Raw genomic sequence first — 18628 nt, forward strand, 5'->3', positions numbered from 1 at the left:
ATAAAGAAAGCGATTCCTAAAGTGCCGGAATCGCTTATTACCTTTTAAAATTCCACTCTGCCGAATTATATCTTTTATTGGCTAGTTCCAGTATCTGCTTTTCTTCTTCCTCAGAAACAGTATATTTCTTCCATTTAACATTTAATCCTTCTGCAAAGCCTTTGTGAAAAGCGGCAGTTAATTCGTCCATAGAGATAGGTTGTTCTGCAATCTCATTAATAGCAACAGCTTTATTTTTGAACGCCCGCTGCATTCTCTCTCTCACCTTTTCGCTTGGGTAATTAAACAAATCAAACAGCTGATCTTCATTAATATCAAGAATGATAGATCCGTGCTGCAAAATCACACCTTTCTGTCTTGTCTGGGCGCTCCCAGCTATTTTTCTTCCTTCCACGACAAGCTCATACCATGAAGAAGCATCAAAACAAACAGAAGATCTAGGATTTTTCAGGGCTGCTTCTTCTTCCTTTGTTTTCGGCACAGAAAAGTCTGCCTGGAGTCCTAAATGACGGAATCCCTGCAGGATTCCCTCTGAGATTACACGATATGCTTCTGTTACTGACGCCGGCATTAAAGGATGGTCCTCTGGAACAATCACACTATAGGTCAATTCTTTGTCATGCAATACGCCCCGTCCGCCTGTCGGTCTTCTTACAAAACCAAGATTGTGCTTTTTTACAGCTTCCATATTTATTTCTTTAAGTACTTTTTGAAAATACCCGACAGAAAGCGTCGGCGGATCCCACCCGTAAAATCGGACGACCGGAGGCATACTTCCTTCACTATTCCAACTCAGAAGCATTTCATCCATAGCCATGTTATAAGCTGGAGAGCGTGTCCCCGAATTTATAAAGTACCATGTTTCCTTATCCATCTGCTTCACCAATCCTTCGAATATAAAAACATGTGCAGAAAAAAGTCTACCAAAGAATCTGTCTAAAAAAAAGAATGATGAACTCTCTTATATCTTTTATAATCGCTTCCACTGCACTAATAAAAAGTGTCTGCGACAAGTGACGGATTTCTTTATACAGCCAGAAAGGGACACGTTATAATAGAATTAACACAAATATTTATTTTGCTTCTGACCCAAAAGATTATTATAATACTTCATGGGACAGGTGTCATCATATAAAGGAGTGGAAAAACATGGTTACTTGGATTTTATGGGGGATATTAATTGGTCTGCTGGCGGTATTGGCGGTGCGGCGCTTGAAAACCCCTGGTTTTTTAACGGAGCTGAGCCAGGAAGAATTCATTAAAGGCTACCGGAAAGCGCAATTAATAGATGTGAGAGAACCAAAGGAATATAACGGCGGTCATATTCTCGGTGCGAGAAATATACCTTTGTCGCAGATGAAGCAGAGAATGAATGAAATTCGTCCGGATAAACCTGTGTATTTATACGACCATACCGGGAGCAGAAGTATTCAGGCAGCCCGGATGCTGAAGAAGAAACGTGGTGCGACAGATTTGTATAATTTGAAAAAAGGCTTCAAAAAATGGACCGGAAAAATAAAAAAAGGTTAATATATTGACGGTTCTTAGTCTCATAAAGGGTCACATGAAGAAAATATGGGCTGCTGGATAGTAAATTTTTCTTCCTGAATATAGTTTTCGTCTCTGAAGAGTAAAAATACGCTTCCGATTATCAGAAATGATAGTCGGAAGCGTTTATTCATTTGATGCGAAATAATTTCCTAAGTCGATTGCGAAATAGAAAATACGAACAATTAAATGCACTTATCATTCGATAATTAAACTTTTTCAGCTTCCTTACGCTCACAAAGTAACAGCTGAAGTCATCAAAGGGAGTGTATGGGCTCCCTTGGTGGCTGAGGCAAAGCACAATTCCCCTTATCCGTCCCCAGCTTTTTATTATACATTAACAGGAGAAGTCGATGCTGCCCGTTCATATTTTAAAACTGGTTTTCTCGCAGCCAATGTCTCATCTAGCCGTTTTACTACCGTAGTATGAGGCGCTTCCTGAACTTTTTCCGGTTCTGATTCTGCTTCCTTCGAAATTTGAATGAGTGAATCAGCGAATTCATCAAGAGTTTCTTTGGATTCTGTCTCGGTCGGCTCAATCATCATGCACTCTTCCACATTGATTGGAAAATATATTGTCGGAGGATGATAGCCAAAATCAAGGAGACGTTTCGCCATATCAAGAGTTCGCACTCCCAGCTTTTTCTGCCTTTTTCCTGAAATAACAAACTCATGCATGCAATGTTTATTATAAGGAAGTTCAAAGTACGGCTCAAGTCGTCTCATTAAATAATTCGCATTGATAACCGCGTATTCAGAAACTTTTCGCAGACCTTCTGCTCCCATCGTCCGAATATACGTATAGGCACGTACATTGATTCCGAAATTCCCGTAATATGGCTTTACTCTACCGATGGAAGCGGGGCAGTCATAATTCCAAGTAAATTGGTTACCTGCTTTTTGAAGCACCGGCTTGGGAAGGTAAGGGGCAAGTTCCTTTTTTACGCCGACCGGACCGCTTCCAGGACCGCCTCCCCCATGCGGACCGGTAAATGTTTTGTGAAGATTTAAGTGAACGACGTCAAAACCCATATCGCCCGGCCTGGTAATTCCAAGAATGGCATTTGAATTTGCTCCGTCATAGTAAAGCTTGCCGCCGGCTTCGTGAATAACCTCAGCCATTTCTACAATGTCTTCTTCAAACAAGCCGAGAGTGTTTGGGTTGGTCAGCATTAATGCTGCTGTATCCTCTCCGGCTACTTCTTTTAAATGTGCAAGATCAACAAGACCCCTCTTATCAGTTTTTACTGTAATTGATTCAAAACCTGCTACAGCAGCGGATGCCGGGTTAGTCCCGTGAGCTGAATCAGGAACAATGACTTTATTGCGCTGAGGCTGGTTATTGGCTTCGTGAAAAGCTCGTATCATCATAAGTCCCGTCCATTCCCCCTGAGCACCTGCAGCTGGCTGCAGGGTCACCTCGTCCATTCCGGTTATTTCTGAAAGGTGAGACTGAAGATTATACATAAGCTCCATAGCTCCCTGAACCTGCTCTTCCGGCTGATAAGGGTGGATATGGGCAAAACCTGCCAATCTCGCTGTGTCTTCATTCATTTTTGGATTGTATTTCATGGTGCAGGAGCCGAGTGGATAAAAGCCGGAATCCACTCCGTGATTTCTTACAGATAACGCAGTGTAATGTCTCATGATCTGCAGTTCTGACACTTCCGGAAGTTCAGGTTCATTTTTTCTTACACAATCAGAAGGCAGAATTTCATCTAAATTGACTTCCGGTACATCCTGTTCAGGAAGGGAGTACCCTGTGCGTCCATCTCTGCTTAATTCAAAAATCAATGCCATTTCCTGCTGCATTACACGAGCACCTCCAATTCTTTCACAAGATGGTCCATTTCTTTTTTTGTCCGAAGTTCGGTAACACACACGAGCATCTGCCCTTCCCGATTTTCATATACTTCAGAAAGGTCAAATCCTCCTATGATATCTTTTTCAAAAAGCTTTTTGTTGTATTCCCTGACTGCTCCAGGCAGCTTTATCACGAACTCGTTAAATACAGGCTGATCATCAATGATAGTGATTCCAGCTCGTTTTAAAGACATTTTTAGGTAATGGGCGTTCTGCAGATTTTGCATTGCCATTTTCCTCACGCCTTTTTTTCCAAGTGCGCTCATTGCTACTGCTGCTGCCAACGCATTTAAGGCCTGATTCGAGCAGATGTTTGAAGTGGCTTTGTCCCTTCGGATATGCTGTTCTCTGGCCTGAAGTGTGAGCACAAAGCCGCGCTTACCATCTTCATCCTGAGTCTGGCCGACAAGTCTTCCCGGCACCTTTCTCATAAATTTTCTGGTTGTGGCGAAATAACCGCAGTGTGGCCCCCCCATCTGAATTGGGATACCGAATGGCTGTGCATCCCCAACAACAATATCGGCTCCAAACTCCCCTGGAGGAGTGAGGGCCCCAAGAGAAAGCGGATTGCTTGATACGATAAATAAAGCATTGTTATCGTGTGTTTTTTCAGCTATAGTTTTTAAGTCTTCCAGGGATCCTAAAAAGTTTGGATATTGAACGATAACTCCTGCTGTGTTCTCATCGACAGCCTTTTCAAGAGCTGATAGATCGGTTTTTCCTTTTTGTACCGGCACTCTCTCCACTGTTAAGCCCGGCCCGCTTACATACGTTTCAAGTACATGGAGTGATTCTGGATGGACTGCTTCTGATACGACAATCTTTTTCCGTTTCATTTTACTTTGACCGGCCGCCAGCAGGGCAGATTCGGCCAGTGCAGTAGGACCGTCATACATAGAAGAATTTGCAATATCCATTCCTGTCAGCTCACATATCATAGTCTGAAATTCAAAGATGGCCTGGAGCTCGCCCTGGCTGATTTCCGGCTGGTATGGTGTATAAGCAGTATAAAACTCTGATCTTCGAATTACGTGATCTACGATTGCAGGAGTATAATGTTCATATACACCAGCACCGAGAAAAGACGGAAGCTCTTTCACATTTACATTATTGCTGCTGAGCGTCTGCATTTCTTTTAAAAGTGACGTCTCATCAGCAGGGAGCGGAAGCTGTAATTCCCCTTTATAACGTATTTTAGCTGGTATATCAGAAAACAGTTCCTCCGCTGACTCTACTCCTATTGTTTTAAGCATCTCTTTTTTATCCTGTTTAGTCATTGGCAGATATCTAAAATTCATACGTTCTCCTCCTCCTCAGACTTCCCAATTGTTTACGACTCTCTTTTATAAAATGGGGTAGTTATTACTTTTGCAGTTAACAGCTTTTTACGAACTTGTACAATTAATTCATTTTCCAGCTCAGCAAGTTCTGCTTTCACCAATGCAAGCCCGATATTTTTTCCGAGTGTAGGCGACTGCGTGCCGGAAGTAATATGGCCGACTACTGAACCGCTTTTATCAAGAACGGCATAACCGCTGCGGGGAATCCCTTTTTCTATCATTTCTATTCCTGCAAGCTTCCTTTTGACTCCAGATTCTTTTTCCTGCAGGAGTGCGTCTTTTCCGATAAAGTCTGAACGCTTTTTTAGTTTAACAGCAAAGCCTAAACCTGCTTCTATCGGGCTGATCGTTTCATCTATTTCCTGCCCGTAAAGTGGAAGCTTGGCTTCAAATCTTAGAGTATCCCGCGCTCCAAGTCCACATGGAAGGAGCCCATCTGCTCTTCCTACATCTAAAATATTCTTCCATAGACCGAGCGCTTCACCGGAAGGACAATATATTTCAAATCCATCTTCTCCTGTATATCCTGTCCTGGAAACTAAAGCAGCAGCACCGCCAATTTCTACATTTTGTCTGAAGCGGAAGAATGAAATCTCTGATAAATCTGTATTCGTTAATTTTTGAAGAATTTTCTGTGACTTTGGGCCCTGCAATGCCAGAAGGGAAAATTCACTGGAAACGTCTTTTACCTGAACGGTATCATCGGCGTTGTTTTGGAGCCACAGTATATCCTTTTCTGTATTCGCTGCATTTAAAACAAGCATGTATTTATCTGCGTCCAGCTGATAGATAAGCAAATCATCAATCGTTCCGCCGTGTTCATTGCACATTAATGTATAGAGAGCCTTGTTGGGCTCAAGCTTTTCAATATCATTCGTTATTATTCGCTGCAGGAAATCCCGGCTTCCAGTCCCAGTTATGAATGCTTCTCCCATGTGGGAAACATCAAAAAGACCAGCCTGATTTCTTACCGCAAAGTGTTCCTGCTTGATTGAAGTGAACTGAACTGGCATTTCCCAACCGCCAAAGTCAATAGTTTTCACTCGCTCTTCTTTATACCATGGCATGATCGGTGTCTGTTTTAAGTGGTCCATCCTTCTCATCCTTTCTGTTTTTCTAATATATTAGAAAGATAGTTTGTGTCTCGTCCGGGAAGAAACCAGAATTTTTCCAGAGTTAATAAAAAACAGAGAACCCCCGTTTAGAAGGGTTCTCTGTCCTATTACCAGAAAGTTTCTTCCTTATTAAAGGAATGTCTTCGTGGGTGGTCCTCTTAGGACGCTCTCCAGAGATGCGTCGAACAAAAGTCTTTTTGCCTGAGAGATTCACTTATTATAGTTTGCTCCTTCGGCGCTGCATCTGCTGCAGTCTCTCCCCTTGTCTTCATCCGCGAGTATATATTTAAATGTGTCTGACTGAATATTTTTCCAGTAAATTCGTGCATACTAGTGATAATGTACTGTTGTTCATTTTATCATTAGCTCGATGCAGTGACAATATTTTTCTGGACAGGGAGACGAACGATATGGAACCTACTATCGAATTTCTTTCGGATTGGGAGTCGGATTCTAACGAGACAGGACGAACTTTTTCGTCTATATGCTCGTGGAAGCAGTTTAAGCTTGCATTTAAAACCGAACAATGGACCACCACTCCCTCATTTGACGGGCTGGCCTGCCAGCGGTATCTTCCTCAGCTTGAGTTATTTGATCATCAAAAAAAAGCAGTTAAACAAGTACTGGAAGAAATGGATGGCAAAGCTATCCTTGCTGATGAAGTTGGTCTTGGAAAAACAATTGAAGCAGGATTAATTCTAAAAGAATATATGATCAGAGGGCTTGTAAAAAAAGCACTAATACTTGTACCTGCCTCCTTGACCGGGCAGTGGGCGGCGGAACTTAATCAAAAATTTTACATACCTGCTGTGACCCAGAGAAAATCCTATGTGTGGGAGAAAGCAGATATTGTTGTCGGATCCATCGATACCGCTAAACGCGCGCCCCACAGGGAGATCGTTTTAAATCAAGAGTATGACATGATCATTATTGATGAAGCCCACCGGCTAAAAAATGCCAACACAAAAAACTATGCATTCGTAAAAGAATTGAAAAAGAAATTCTGCTTAATGCTGACAGCAACTCCAGTACAAAATCATCCTGCAGAGCTGTATCATCTCATAAATTTATTGAAGCCCGGGATGTTCGGCAGTCCCGCTCAATTTAAAGCTCTTTTTGATAAAGAGGACCATGAATCAGTCCGTCACATTGTGAAAAAAGTGATGGTACGCAATCGCCGGGAAGAAACCGGCATTAAATGGACAAAACGAAAAATACACTCCAATTTTATACCCTTCACACCAGAAGAAAGGTCATTTTATGATACGCTTCAATCACTTTTTTTAATAAACAACAGTGCCAGTGGGGGGTTTTTAAAAACAACCTTGCTGAGGGAAGCCTGCAGCAGTAAAGAAGCTGTATTTATGACGGTGAAACGACTGCATGAGCGGGGAGATATTTCGGATGAATCGTTTCAGAATCTGCTTGCCTTAATGCAGAATATTGAGAAAAACAGTAAAGCAGACCGGGCACTTGAAATCATTCAGTCTACTGAAGATAAAGTGGTTTTATTTACAGAATATCGAGCGACTCAGCTTTATCTGCAATGGTATTTTAAACAGCATGGAATTATTTCTGTTCCATTTCGTGGCGGATTTAAACGCGGAAAAAAGGAATGGATGCAGCAGCTGTTCCGGGACCGTGCAAAAGTTCTGATTGCTACGGAAGCAGGAGGAGAAGGGATTAATCTCCAGTTCAGTTCAACAATAATTAATTTTGACCTGCCTTGGAACCCAATGCGTCTTGAACAGAGAATTGGACGTCTGCACCGCCTAGGCCAGAAAAATGATGTAAATATTTTTCATTTTGCTGTGAAAAATACAGTTGATGAACAAATCTTGACGCTTTTATACGAAAAAATCGAAATGTTTGAAAATGTCATCGGAGAAATGGAAGCTATTCTCTCGAAAACTTCCTTTGTCGATTTTGAGGGGTATATGGCTGATGCTGTGCTTCATTCAGATTCTCTACAGGAAACAGAAATCAAGCTAAATCATTTGTATGAACTTGCAAAACAAGGAAAGCAGGTGAACAGCCAGTGACTGGAGAAGAGGAGCTTCATAATTTCTTATTAGATTATTTTACAGAGAATAATGCTACGATAATCGAAAATACAGGGGAAAGGCTGAAAATAAAACTTACGGAAAAGCTTGATGAAGAACTGATGAATCGTCCTTTTTACTGGCATTATGTAAAAAAAACAGGGGGAAATCCTGAGACAATGACAGTAACTTATCAAACGGGATCTCCTCAGGAAAAGGAAAAAGAGTCTTCACATATACATTTTGGGTCTCCACGGCTTCATCAAATTTTTCAATCAGCACGGGACCAGGGAAAATGGACGGTATTATATGAAGAGGTACAGCCTCAAAGACAGCCCGCTGCTCTTTATCCGTGGTTAATAATGAATGTAAAAATTTCCTGTCAATCGCACCAGCGCAAGGACATATTGCTGTCGTTAGGCCTGCAGCTTATTCATGGCCAGATAGTGAATAATGCAATGGACTGGACCAAAAATCTTCAGTTGATAACGACCGTTTCCCCTCACAGCTTTCCGATGAAATCACTCATTCAAGTCACTAGTGGTACTGTAAGGTTAAAGAATTATATTAGAGAGTACCTTGAGAAAGAAAACAAAGACTGGGTGTCTGAGGCAAACAAAAGAATGAAAGAGGAGTGTAAGCTGCTGGATGATTATTATGAAACAGGAGATTTCCTTTCTGATGAGGAGTACGCAAGAGAGAAACAAGCGATCATCAGCCGCTATTCCCCAAAAATAATAGTAGAAACAATAAACAGCGGCATTTTCTATTTAAAAAATTCTTCTAAATAAAGTGGCTGAACAAAAGTAAATTATTCATTGCAAAAATCCAGACGATTCTACTGAATCTGTCTGGATTGTTTGTTAATTATGAGTTTACAAAATATGCTCCGTCAAAACGCTTCGCTTTCCGCGGGCACGGCTCAAGCCTCCACGGCAGAAAGAACACTGCCTGTGGAGGAGTCATAAGACTCGTGCTGTTCCCGCGACGCACAGGACGTGCTAGTGTCGATGTCGGTGACAGGACGTGGCCGGTTTTCATCGACCAGGAGTCTACGCATTTTGACTGCGCAAATGACCTGATTTCTCATTCAAAGAAATTAAAAAGAGGCTTTTTTTGATTTGTCCCAGCCTTTTTGTATTCAGTTAAACACTTGGAGCTCCGCTTACAAATATCGTCATGATAGCAAACCAGCCGAATACAAGGAACGAAATCCCTGCGAAACCAACTGCAAAAAAGTTTCTGTTTTTAATTTCCCGAATCGTAGCGAACCCGCATAGGATAGCTACAATTAGCATGGTAATTCCAAGAGCCAAGACGATCCCCCCTTTATGTATGATTCCGTTTTCACTTGAATTATGAAGGAAAATTCCTTTTACTATTATACCCTTTTTCCGATCAACATGCATCATCAAAATTCATTTCTGTTCACTTTCTAATAGTTCACTTTTTTGTGTTGTGTTAAGCTGAACGAGATGAATGTTCATGGAAAGGAGTATATTTATGGATTGGAAACAACTCCCATTAGGTCCATTACAGACAAATTGTTATATTTTATACGATGTAGACAAAGCAGTAGTATTTGACCCGGGTGGAGACGCCCATATTCTAGAACGCTGGCTCGCAGAAAAGCAGTTGAAGCCGATCGCTATTGTTCTGACACATGCTCATTTTGATCACATCGGTGCTGTTCAGGAGCTTAGAGAAAAATGGGGCATCAGCGTGTTTTTACATGAAAATGAAAAAGGCTGGCTGACAGATCCCTCAAAAAACGGCTCAGCTCTTTTTCTTGGCAACGAAGCCATTACAGCTGCTGAAGCAGATGAATGGATAACTGGTGAAGAGATGCTGCACATTGGACCGTTTGAATTTAAAATTTATGAAACACCTGGACATTCTCCGGGGAGTGTGTCTTTTTATCATAAAGGAACGTCCACCATTTTTTCGGGAGATGTATTATTTTACGGGGGCATCGGTCGCACGGATTTGCCTGGAGGCAATCACGAGCAGCTGATCCGTTCTATTCACGATAAACTATTAAGTCTCCCTGAAGATACAGCCGTCGCATGCGGGCACGGTCCTGTCACTACAATAGAAGATGAAATGAACAGCAACCCGTTTCTTAATGGTTTTTAAAAAACTTATTAAGTCATTGTACACATTTTATTATTAAAGAGACTGCTATGCAGGAAGGCCCGGATTTCAGAATCCGGGCCTTCCTGTTCAACGTTATGTACGTGCTTTTTAATGGCCGAAGCCTGGCTCCATCAAAAACGTTGTATAATACGTGAAGCTGACAAAAAATACAGTTAAATACGCACCAAAAAGATAAATATACATGCGCTCTGACAGCTTCATAAATCCCAGGGCTAAAAAGCCTGCTGTTTGTGCGAAAAATAATATTGCCATATTAAACATATCGCCTACGAAAAATAAAATAGCGAAGACTGCTGTCCAGAAGGCAATCATGCGAAACATGCGATCCATTGCCCTTCCCCCCTCTGCTGCCAATATAGAAGCGCGGATGGCCGGACATTGCATGTGCCGGGCATCTGCATAACTAAAGATATTATATATGAGAGTGCCGCAGTTTGTAAATGCTTTCTTACCATCCAATATGTGAATCCTTGAATTACGAACGAATTCTTTTTCTGCGCTTCAATTTCTGATGTCTTTTTTTCCATTCTACATGAATAGCAAATGGAACCATGCCAAAGAGAGTGTTCGCCACCCGTTTACTTCGATTATAGCGTGAAGTCCGCTGTGTAATTTTTTGATTTTCTATTTTTCTTTCAATGCTCTCGAGTAAACGAGCTGTTATAAATTGAATGAATGGGTATGGTTTCACAATTATTCACCTGCTTCATCCTCAATTATTCCCTGTTTTTAGTATTCTATTCTCCCCCTTTCTCTGCGAAGATGACGAGTTCTTTTTCCCTGCTCTCGATGGTGACCGCTTTAAAGGAAGTTCTAATCTTATTATTGTTATCAATCAATGTCTGAGTGATATAAACTGTACCAGTTGGATAAATAAATTTACTGCTTTGCTCTTCCCAGTTATTTTCATCTCTCCAATTCACCTCAGCATTTCTGATAAGCCAGTCCATTTCAAGAGATTCCTCCTGAAGCACCAAATTTTCTTTCTCATTAACAAATAATTTTATTTGTAATAATAAAAAAGATGTGAACAATAGACAGAGTATTAATGTTATAGGCATTATGGTTCCTTTTTGATCCAATAATTCTCTCCCCCTTTTTTAAAAGAAGGGCTTAGGCTGACCGAAAACGAAAACGGCTTTAAATTCTTTCTTTTTATGAGGATATCAGCACCATAAGGTTGATGAGTGACCTGAAAAACGTCAACTTCCTGCATCACAATTTCATAGCCCTGCCCATTTCTTTTCCGCACGAGATTTGTGCCGGTTTTTTCGAAGGAGAGTTCAGCATTCTCTTCTTCCATATAAAGAATATTCCCCTCGGCTTCTATATTATAGGCTGTCCTGGCATCATACTTTATCTGTTGGGCCGCCATAGATGCATCACGGTCAGGCCTGATAACATCTTTGTCAAAAACCGGAATAAATGATAAAAGTAAAGCTGCACAAACAATCAAAATATTCAATGATACGATGGTTTCAAACAGCGTCATGCCTTTGTCATTCCATCTCGACATAAAGACACTTTTCCTCCTTATCCCCGCTTGGCTGTTTCCAATCAATACATACCATCGCTCCTTCTTGTTTCTCCCGGCTGTTGATCTCATACGGTATATCTTTTCTTATCCCAGTAAAGCTTCCTCCAATGGATACGTCTTCTCCGGTGGCATATTTAATCGATTCACGATCCAAAAGGGCCAAGGCACGCTTTTCTATTTCCATATCATGTTGTTCAGAAATCAGGAATGTATATATAGGCAGCATCGCCATAAATAAAATACTTAATATCGAAAGAGCTGTAATTACCTCTATTAATGTAAGGCCATGCTCATCCTGCCTCAACATAAAATCTCCCCTTGCCGAGTAAATAGACAAATTTATATCTGCCTTCAGGCGTCTCAATAAAAAAAGTTCCAGGCTGGTGTATATTTCCATTTTCCATGAATTTAATATTTGCTGGGGTCAGAGTAGCCCGCATAAAGAAAACACCTTCTGGCAATTCACGGCTTCGGACGATTTCATCCGATAAAATAATTCTATATTCATTGTCTTTTACTTTAAATAAGACAGTTTGTCCTTTAGAGAATGCAAGCTGCTGTGCATATAAGAAATCATCCTCTAAAAGCCGAATAAAATACGAAATAGACTGCGGACGCTCAAGTTTTTGGAATTGAGGAATGGAAATAGTAATCATAGCTGCAAGTACCGCTATAACAATGATCATTTCTATCATTGTGAAACCTTTATTGTTTAAGAGGGTCATTCGGAAACTCGGACAACTTTACCGTTTTGATAATTTAATTTTTCACCATCAGCGCAGGTAACTCTATCAACATAGCCGGCATCAGCAAGTTCTTCGAGTGAGGAAAGCGTGTCCCCTGTTTCGATTTCATAGGCACCAGCCTGTGATTCCAGCAGCTTCACTGTAGCGTCACAGCTTTTTGACTGTGCCATATTGTTGTTTTTGGTCATATTCGGTACGGCAATAAGCAGCAGCAAGGTAATAATTAACAATACAATCATCATTTCAATCATTGTAAACCCATCGTCCTTTTTTAATTTATTGAACATTTATTTCCATCTCCTTTTCTTAATAATGTTAAAATCGCTAAAATGTCGTCTTCTCGTTCCCTTTCTAATTTTTCAATCTTCTGCTTGAGACTATTCAATTCATTTTGTGTATTCATTTCGTAAGTGCTTTTCTTAAGAAACTCCAATACAATTCCTCCTCTTATATTCAAAGTGATGTCATCAGTGAAAACATAGGCAGAAATACTGACAAAAACAGAGACAGAACTATAAATCCTACAAAAGTAAACATTATTGGCTGGACAAGAGCGACGCTTTTGTTTACTTTCTCTTCTAAAAGGTCCGCAGCCCGTATGCTGTATTGATATAAATGCTCTTCGGTAAATCCTGTTTCCTGACCGTGTTTTATTACGAACTTCAGTTCCTTTCTATACCACGGCGCCATCCCGACTGCTTCATATAAAGCAGTACCTTCCTTTAAATGCTGTTTTAATTTCTTTCCTTCCTCGTGTAAAAACATAAAGTGATTCTGTCGTTCAAGAACGTCGCATGATTGATAGATAGACAAACCACCTTTCATCATTATACTGAGCTGCAATGCTAAATAATGAGACAGGAACAGCCTTGCTGAGGAAGATAGGAATGGAATTCTGTAGATTTGCTCCATTTGCCGGTGCGGGGTAATGTGGCGAAATATTTTAAAGTAATAAACGAGGAGGAGCGCAGCTCCCGTAAAAACAGCAACTACATAAATTGGGGAAAAGGAAATAGCTCCCATGACTATTCTTGTGTATAAAGGAAGCTCCATGTCCATTGAGTCGAATAATTGTTTAAATGACGGAAACATGTACTGAAATAAAATAATCCCCAGACAAAACAAAAGCCAAAGCAGAAGCAGAGGATATCTTAATAGCTGCTTTACTTTTCTAGAAGCTTCTATTCTTTTTTTATAAAGCTCACCAGCGCCAATCAGCCCTTTTGAAAGAAATCCGCTTTCTTCAGCAAAGAAGATATATGCAGTAACATCTGCCGGAAAAAACAAATAATTCAATACATCATGAAAAGAATAACCGTTTCTTAAATCAGCAAGCATTTCTTGTAATTGCTGTTTCACACTATCAGTCTGCTCCCAGGATAATAATTCTATCGTTTGATCAAGCGAGTATCCTTCTTCAAGCAGCAGCCCTGTTTTTTTCAAAAACTCCGCTTTCTCTTCTTTCTTCCAGGGCTTATGCATACTTAGATGCTTTCTCGCAGCTACGGTAAGGAATCCAGCCTAATGCCATTCCTTTACAACGCTGTTGTAGTGATGTGTAAGTGAGTGTCTGCTCGGAGAGATCAGGATGGGTAATAGCTTCTGCCAGCTCACGGCCCGCCAGGATGTCATATAAAGCCAAACGGGAATTTCTGCCGAATCTTTTACAATAAGGGGAACATTGGGGGCCGCAAAATGGGCATAAGCGGGAAATTAACTGTTGGGAAGTAATCATTAGGAGAGATTCCTTTAATTCTGCTTTGGAGATTCCAAAATCATAAAATCTTTCTAACGCACCGAAAGGAGTGCGGGCATGCATTGTCGTAAGCACTAAATGACCGCTTAAAGATGCTCTGACTGCTAGTCTGGCTGTTTCAGCATCTCTAATTTCTCCTACTAGCAATACATCAGGATCGTGGCGCAGCGATGCCTTTAACGCCTCTTGATAGGTAATACCGGCTTTGGGATTAATTTCTGTTTGGATCAAAGAGGGATTTCGCATTTCTACCGGATCTTCCGCACTTAAAATTCTTAATGAATAGACCTCTGCTAATTCATTTACAATCGTATAGAGAGTGGTTGTTTTCCCAGTTCCTGTAGCTCCAGTTAATGTAATTAATCCATCTTTATAGAGTACAATACGTCGGAGGAAGTCTGAGACCTGCTGGTCAAATGATAATGAGGATAGGGAGAGATGCTGTTCCTGTGGAAGAATTCTAATGGAGAGACTTTCCTTAAAAGGAGTGGGCATTGTAGAAAAGCGTAAATGCACGGGAGGAGATGAGTGATTTAACAGAAATGCACCGCTCTGCGGGCGTCTCTGCTCGCCTATGTCCATTCCTGCTCTGAATTTGAAATGGGCAATCAGGCGTTCAGCAGCTTTTTTGTTTATTTCGTTCATTTTATACAGCGATCCATGAATTCGAAACCATACAGCATAATGCTGGGTTCCTGGCTGCAGATGGATATCTGAAGTGTGAAGATTGAATGCTCTCTGCAATAGCAGCCTGCTTTCTCTTTCAACATTGTACAATAATACATCACCTGCTTTATTGGTAATTTTTTAGTGCCTTTTACTTATTCTTCGTCGCTATCTGCAATTCCTTCAAAAAAAATAAATATTTTTTGAATAAGCTGAGCTCGTTTGCCTATACTATTAGATGTCAATGGGATGTAGCCAAGCGGTAAGGCATCGGACTTTGACTCCGTGATGCGTAGGTTCGAATCCTGCCATCCCAGCCATTACATATGCTTTAAAAACATAAAAAGGGGCTGTATCATAAATGATACTCGCCCCTTTTTGCATGATAAAAAAAGCAGGGGACAAGTCCTTCGCTTTCCGTGGGCAGCGCTTCAGCTAATCGGGCGAAACCCACGCCCGGCGGATCTTCAGCCGCTGCTCTTCCCACTGGAGTCTTCGGACTTTTCCTCTGCTATCTTCTATTTAGGATACTACTTTTTCTATAAAAAGGGGCTTTTGCTACAGCCCCTTTTTATTTACTTGTTTTGTTTTTCTCTAACCGATTCAATTTTTCCTTCCATGCGTTCTTGGCTTCCGTCCCTTCTGTCATCAATCCGTATATTAGTGGTTACACGCTCTGCCCCTTCATTGAAAGGAATATTATGAAGTGACTGGATCACTTCAAATAAAACAGGCAGCTCGCCTTCTACGATCGTGCTCATTGGTGTCAGCTGATATTTAATTTTTCCACTGTACTGCTCCAGTGTGTCCTGAATTCTAGCTACATCTCCGCTCATGCTTGTTGAACCTGTGCCGACAGGAACAATTGTAATGTCGATGATTGCCATTCGTTTCTCCTCCTTTTCATTTTTAAATACTGATCGATTTGCCTCCAGCTTTTCAGGAAATTCCTCTTTAGCGAGAGCTCGGTATGCTTCTACAGCAGTTAAGAGATGAATCCGGTCCGGGAGGGAGCAGGCTGCTTTTCTTTGCACTGCATAGGAAATGACCAACAATCGTTTTCTTATCCATTTTAAACGGCGCACTTGAATGACTCGGTGCAGCAGAGGTGCTGCTGCAGCCGATATATAGGAAGCGGCAGCAAAAGATGCAGCAGGTCGAATGTCAGCCAGTACCAACAAGAGTGTAGTAATCGGCACGAATAAAAAGAAGATTACCACCGTGTTTGTGGAACAATATCTGTTGGTGATAGAAGCTCTTTTAATTCTGTAAATTTTCGACCGCTTAATTATTCCCTTATAACTGAATACTTTATGCTCTGCTCCATGAAATTTTCTCAATTGCTTTGGAAAAATAAAATGCGTTCCATACATCAGGTAAAAAAGTGAATATATAGGCAGACCAGTCTGCACAAATGGAAAAAACAACGGCAGCATTGCAGCCGCAGTCCATAAGGCAAACACCGCTTTGTACCAATAAGGCATAGCCTGGAATACATACCAGCAAACAGCCAGCATCGTTCTCATAGACAATGCTTTTACTGTTGCTTTTACACGATTATTATCTAAACAGGCCCATCCTATATGTGTTCTTCCAATAAACAGAACGCCGTTTTGATAAGAAAGACCGCGTATCATCCTGCACCTCTGTTCTGCCCTTCTACATTTACAAAGCGCTCCATAACCCAGAAAAAGGATTCATCATCATTTCCTTTACCCGAAAAATCCCTTTCGAAAAACCTTGCATCTTTTGAGTCCAGGCCATTATGTTCCTCCCAGGTGTGCAGATAGCTGATAATCGCTCTTTCCGGTTCAGCTTCCCCGTTAATTTCCACTGCGATGCTGCCTTCGTTTCCAACGGTTTTATTTTCTAACATCGTATTAGGAAATGTAAAAAGCACACCATTTTCTACGGTTTCTGCTTCCGCTTCCACTGACTCATTTTCCCCAATTTGTATATCATAGTGCTGAATAGAATCACTGTTTATAATCTCCCCATTATCATCAAGAATCGTCACACCAATATAGTCGTTTCCGGCAAATCCGTCTTCCGGGCTGACTTCCCAGGACCAGGAGGCATCTAATATAGCTGATTTTTGATTTTCTTCAAATGAGGTGTCCCATTTCACATGTTCATCGAGCTCATCATTCGTTACGATTTCCGCCTGCGTTATGTAGAAACCTCCGCCGGCAAACAATAATATCATTAATAGTGTCGGCAATATCACAACTAATTTATTACCATTAAACAAAGGTCACACTCCCTTCCTCTCCCTAAGGAAAGCTTCTTTTGAAGTATAAGATAAGACGTTTATCATCTAATTTTGTTTCATTTTATTTTTTTCGTAAGTAGAAAATCCTAGTTTTTTCAGCCTGTATTGAAGGGACTGTCTGCTTAGACCTAACGCTTCAGCTGTTTTTGAAATATTTCCACTGTATTGATCTAAGGCATACTTTACATATTTTTTCTCCTGTTGAAATAATACATCATGAAGCGGCTGTATCGGCTTTTCCATTTCATGTGCGCTGCCTTTTTCAGCAGGCTCCGGTTCAATAGATCGGACAGGTCGGAAGTGTGCAGGAAGATGTTTTAATTCAAGCTTTTTTTCGCTTCCGTCCATAATATTCATAGCGCCTTCAATGACGTGCTCAAGTTCTCTTACATTACCGGGCCAGTGATAAGAAGTAAATATATTCATTACATCGGCTGAAATATCATTTACTTCCATACTGAATAATTTATTTAACTTGCCTAAAAATACCGAAGCCAGTTTATCTATATCATCTTTTCTGTCGCGAAGCGGAGGCACAATTACAGTGACCACACTGAGACGGTAAAATAAATCACTGCGAAGCCGGTTTTCTGCTATGGCAGTTTGAGGATCTTCATTCATTGTCGCAATTATCCGGACATTCACCTTTTTCTCTTTCGTATCTCCAATCCTTCTGATTTTTCTTTCTTGGAGCACGCGCAGCAGCTTCGCCTGAAGAGATATACTTAAAGAATTTATTTCGTCAAGCAGAAGAGTTCCTCCTTCTGCTTCTTCAAATAATCCTTCTCTTTCTTTCGACCCTGTAAATGCTCCACTCTTCGTGCCAAAAAGAATACTTTCGACAAGATGCTCAGGTATAGCTGCACAATTCTGCGAAATAAATGGTTTCGCTGACCTTTTGCTTCCAGTATGAATACTTTGGGCAAACAGTTCTTTTCCAGTTCCTGTTTCTCCAATAATGAGTACAGAAGATGAGGTTCTGGTAGCTTTTTTGGATGCTTCAACTACATTCTTTATTAAATCAGTTTCTCCAACAATTTGGTCAAAGGTAAACCTTGCCTGATACGATTTTTTTATATTGCTTCGTATAAGCTTTTCTATCTTTGTAATATCTCGTGATAATTCGACCGCTGCAATGATTCCATTTTCAGTAATAACAGGAAATGTATCATTTAATGTATTTATTTCTGCTCCGTGTTTATTAAAATACGTTTGTTGTACTCCATGTGATGAAGTTCTGTTATTTAAAGCTTCAAGAAGAGTGCTGCGATCCTTTTCATGAAAACGAAAAATTTCATGGAGTGATTGCTGCATCACTTGTTCCTGCTTCATCCCTTCTATTTCGGACATTTTTTTATTATATAAGATAGTTCTCCCTTGTTCATCAATAATATGAACCCCGGTATCGAGCTTCTCAGCAAGCTGATTTAATAACGAAGCTGCATCTTTCTTCTCAAATTTTCTAGATTCCAAGCAACTCACCACCTGACATTATTTTATATAGTATTCAGTTTTAGTGCAAATTTTTTTTGCTCCTGCCACTTCTTTCAGTATTTTTGTGCAAATTTATTTTTCATTTCATTCTG

General features: G+C 40.7%; 23 protein-coding genes, 1 tRNA gene, 1 pseudogene and 2 riboswitches. Of the genes and pseudogenes, 6 read left to right on the top strand and 19 right to left on the bottom strand.

Annotated elements, in window-relative coordinates; genetic code table 11:
• Positions 1-37: 37 nt before the first annotated feature.
• Positions 38-874, bottom strand: coding sequence for a lipoate--protein ligase family protein (locus ACE4RR_RS09245; RefSeq protein WP_375535133.1), 837 nt, complete (start codon positions 872-874; stop codon positions 38-40).
• A 275-nt stretch (positions 875-1149) separates the two neighbouring features.
• Here ACE4RR_RS09245 and ACE4RR_RS09250 point away from each other — a divergent pair, with 275 nt between their 5' ends.
• Positions 1150-1530: a rhodanese-like domain-containing protein gene (locus ACE4RR_RS09250; RefSeq protein ID WP_375535134.1), complete on the top strand. Its 381-nt coding sequence runs from the start codon at positions 1150-1152 to the stop codon at positions 1528-1530.
• A gap of 348 nt (positions 1531-1878) precedes the next feature.
• Here the strand turns inward: ACE4RR_RS09250 and gcvPB are convergent, their stop codons facing one another.
• Genes gcvPB through gcvT form a run of 3 tightly spaced genes read right to left on the bottom strand, consistent with a single transcriptional unit; the run spans position 1879 to position 5845 of the window.
• Positions 1879-3360, bottom strand: a complete 1482-nt coding sequence (gene gcvPB / locus ACE4RR_RS09255) for an aminomethyl-transferring glycine dehydrogenase subunit GcvPB (protein ID WP_375535135.1) — start codon at positions 3358-3360, stop codon at positions 1879-1881.
• A complete protein-coding gene (gene gcvPA / locus ACE4RR_RS09260; RefSeq protein ID WP_375535136.1) occupies positions 3360-4709 on the bottom strand; it encodes an aminomethyl-transferring glycine dehydrogenase subunit GcvPA in 1350 nt (449 codons plus the stop codon). The genes gcvPB and gcvPA overlap by 1 nt, the downstream gene beginning before the upstream one ends.
• Positions 4710-4741: 32 nt before the next feature.
• Entirely contained in the window at positions 4742-5845 is a 1104-nt protein-coding gene (gcvT, locus tag ACE4RR_RS09265; protein ID WP_375535137.1) for a glycine cleavage system aminomethyltransferase GcvT, read from the bottom strand.
• Between the two features lie 117 nt (positions 5846-5962).
• Positions 5963-6043: riboswitch (glycine riboswitch) on the bottom strand.
• A 2-nt stretch (positions 6044-6045) separates the two neighbouring features.
• A riboswitch (glycine riboswitch) is annotated at positions 6046-6138 on the bottom strand.
• 138 nt (positions 6139-6276) lie between these two features.
• Here gcvT and ACE4RR_RS09270 point away from each other — a divergent pair.
• The 3 genes from ACE4RR_RS09270 to ACE4RR_RS09280 all read left to right on the top strand — a co-directional run bounded on the left by ACE4RR_RS09270 (position 6277) and on the right by ACE4RR_RS09280 (position 9028).
• Positions 6277-7908 (top strand): DEAD/DEAH box helicase, encoded by a 1632-nt coding sequence (locus ACE4RR_RS09270; protein ID WP_375535138.1) that lies wholly within the window; start codon positions 6277-6279, stop codon positions 7906-7908.
• Positions 7905-8699: a YqhG family protein gene (locus tag ACE4RR_RS09275; protein WP_375535139.1), complete on the top strand. Its 795-nt coding sequence runs from the start codon at positions 7905-7907 to the stop codon at positions 8697-8699. Before ACE4RR_RS09270 ends, ACE4RR_RS09275 begins: the two co-directional genes overlap by 4 nt.
• 182 nt (positions 8700-8881) lie before the next feature.
• Entirely contained in the window at positions 8882-9028 is a 147-nt protein-coding gene (locus ACE4RR_RS09280; protein ID WP_375535140.1) for a hypothetical protein, read from the top strand.
• 25 nt (positions 9029-9053) lie between these two features.
• Here ACE4RR_RS09280 and ACE4RR_RS09285 read toward each other — a convergent pair whose 3' ends face one another.
• Positions 9054-9224 (bottom strand): DUF2759 domain-containing protein, encoded by a 171-nt coding sequence (locus tag ACE4RR_RS09285; protein ID WP_375535141.1) that lies wholly within the window; start codon positions 9222-9224, stop codon positions 9054-9056.
• Between the two features lie 187 nt (positions 9225-9411).
• Here ACE4RR_RS09285 and ACE4RR_RS09290 point away from each other — a divergent pair, with 187 nt between their 5' ends.
• A complete protein-coding gene (locus ACE4RR_RS09290; RefSeq protein ID WP_375535142.1) occupies positions 9412-10044 on the top strand; it encodes an MBL fold metallo-hydrolase in 633 nt (210 codons plus the stop codon).
• A gap of 108 nt (positions 10045-10152) precedes the next feature.
• Here ACE4RR_RS09290 and ACE4RR_RS09295 read toward each other — a convergent pair whose 3' ends face one another.
• The 10 genes from ACE4RR_RS09295 to comGA form a co-directional block, all read right to left on the bottom strand.
• A complete protein-coding gene (locus ACE4RR_RS09295; RefSeq protein WP_375535308.1) occupies positions 10153-10395 on the bottom strand; it encodes a DUF2626 domain-containing protein in 243 nt (80 codons plus the stop codon).
• A gap of 145 nt (positions 10396-10540) precedes the next feature.
• On the bottom strand, positions 10541-10756 hold the full coding sequence (locus tag ACE4RR_RS09300; RefSeq protein WP_375535143.1) for a hypothetical protein: 216 nt from the start codon (positions 10754-10756) through the stop codon (positions 10541-10543).
• A gap of 46 nt (positions 10757-10802) precedes the next feature.
• Positions 10803-11147 carry a hypothetical protein gene (locus tag ACE4RR_RS09305; RefSeq protein ID WP_375535144.1) on the bottom strand — a complete coding sequence of 115 codons (345 nt, stop codon included), beginning with the start codon at positions 11145-11147 and terminating at the stop codon, positions 10803-10805.
• Positions 11126-11581, bottom strand: coding sequence for a ComGF family competence protein (locus ACE4RR_RS09310; RefSeq protein WP_375535145.1), 456 nt, complete (start codon positions 11579-11581; stop codon positions 11126-11128). Before ACE4RR_RS09310 ends, ACE4RR_RS09305 begins: the two co-directional genes overlap by 22 nt.
• Positions 11565-11909 (bottom strand): type II secretion system protein, encoded by a 345-nt coding sequence (locus ACE4RR_RS09315; RefSeq protein ID WP_375535146.1) that lies wholly within the window; start codon positions 11907-11909, stop codon positions 11565-11567. The genes ACE4RR_RS09310 and ACE4RR_RS09315 overlap by 17 nt, the downstream gene beginning before the upstream one ends.
• A complete protein-coding gene (gene comGD, locus ACE4RR_RS09320; protein ID WP_375535147.1) occupies positions 11893-12327 on the bottom strand; it encodes a competence type IV pilus minor pilin ComGD in 435 nt (144 codons plus the stop codon). Before comGD ends, ACE4RR_RS09315 begins: the two co-directional genes overlap by 17 nt.
• The gene (comGC, locus tag ACE4RR_RS09325) at positions 12324-12635 is read right to left on the bottom strand and encodes a competence type IV pilus major pilin ComGC (RefSeq protein ID WP_375535148.1); all 312 of its coding nucleotides are present in this window, start codon (positions 12633-12635) and stop codon (positions 12324-12326) included. Before comGC ends, comGD begins: the two co-directional genes overlap by 4 nt.
• The gene (locus ACE4RR_RS09330) at positions 12620-12781 is read right to left on the bottom strand and encodes a hypothetical protein (RefSeq protein ID WP_375535149.1); all 162 of its coding nucleotides are present in this window, start codon (positions 12779-12781) and stop codon (positions 12620-12622) included. Before ACE4RR_RS09330 ends, comGC begins: the two co-directional genes overlap by 16 nt.
• A gap of 20 nt (positions 12782-12801) precedes the next feature.
• Positions 12802-13830, bottom strand: coding sequence for a competence type IV pilus assembly protein ComGB (comGB, locus tag ACE4RR_RS09335; RefSeq protein ID WP_375535150.1), 1029 nt, complete (start codon positions 13828-13830; stop codon positions 12802-12804).
• Complete coding sequence (gene comGA, locus ACE4RR_RS09340; RefSeq protein WP_375535151.1) at positions 13823-14881, bottom strand: competence type IV pilus ATPase ComGA; 1059 nt, start codon at positions 14879-14881, stop codon at positions 13823-13825. The genes comGB and comGA overlap by 8 nt, the downstream gene beginning before the upstream one ends.
• A 134-nt stretch (positions 14882-15015) precedes the next feature.
• On the opposite strand from comGA, the gene ACE4RR_RS09345 reads away from it, so the two are divergent.
• A tRNA-Gln gene (locus tag ACE4RR_RS09345) sits at positions 15016-15090 on the top strand.
• 255 nt (positions 15091-15345) lie between these two features.
• Here ACE4RR_RS09345 and ACE4RR_RS09350 read toward each other — a convergent pair.
• The 4 genes and pseudogenes from ACE4RR_RS09350 to ACE4RR_RS09365 form a co-directional block, all read right to left on the bottom strand.
• Positions 15346-15657 carry an MTH1187 family thiamine-binding protein gene (locus tag ACE4RR_RS09350; protein ID WP_375535309.1) on the bottom strand — a complete coding sequence of 104 codons (312 nt, stop codon included), beginning with the start codon at positions 15655-15657 and terminating at the stop codon, positions 15346-15348.
• Between the two features lie 129 nt (positions 15658-15786).
• A pseudogene (locus ACE4RR_RS09355) lies at positions 15787-16407 on the bottom strand (DUF1385 domain-containing protein); the annotation flags it as partial.
• Complete coding sequence (locus ACE4RR_RS09360) at positions 16404-17021, bottom strand: hypothetical protein (RefSeq protein ID WP_375535152.1); 618 nt, start codon at positions 17019-17021, stop codon at positions 16404-16406. The gene ACE4RR_RS09360 and the pseudogene ACE4RR_RS09355, both read right to left, overlap by 4 nt.
• Positions 17022-17087: 66 nt before the next feature.
• The gene (locus ACE4RR_RS09365) at positions 17088-18515 is read right to left on the bottom strand and encodes a sigma-54 interaction domain-containing protein (protein WP_375535153.1); all 1428 of its coding nucleotides are present in this window, start codon (positions 18513-18515) and stop codon (positions 17088-17090) included.
• Between the last annotated feature and the right edge of the window lie 113 nt (positions 18516-18628).

It is taken from the genome of Alteribacillus sp. HJP-4 (assembly GCF_042139015.1).
In the GTDB taxonomy this organism is placed as follows: Bacteria; Bacillota; Bacilli; order Bacillales; family Marinococcaceae; genus JBHIKY01.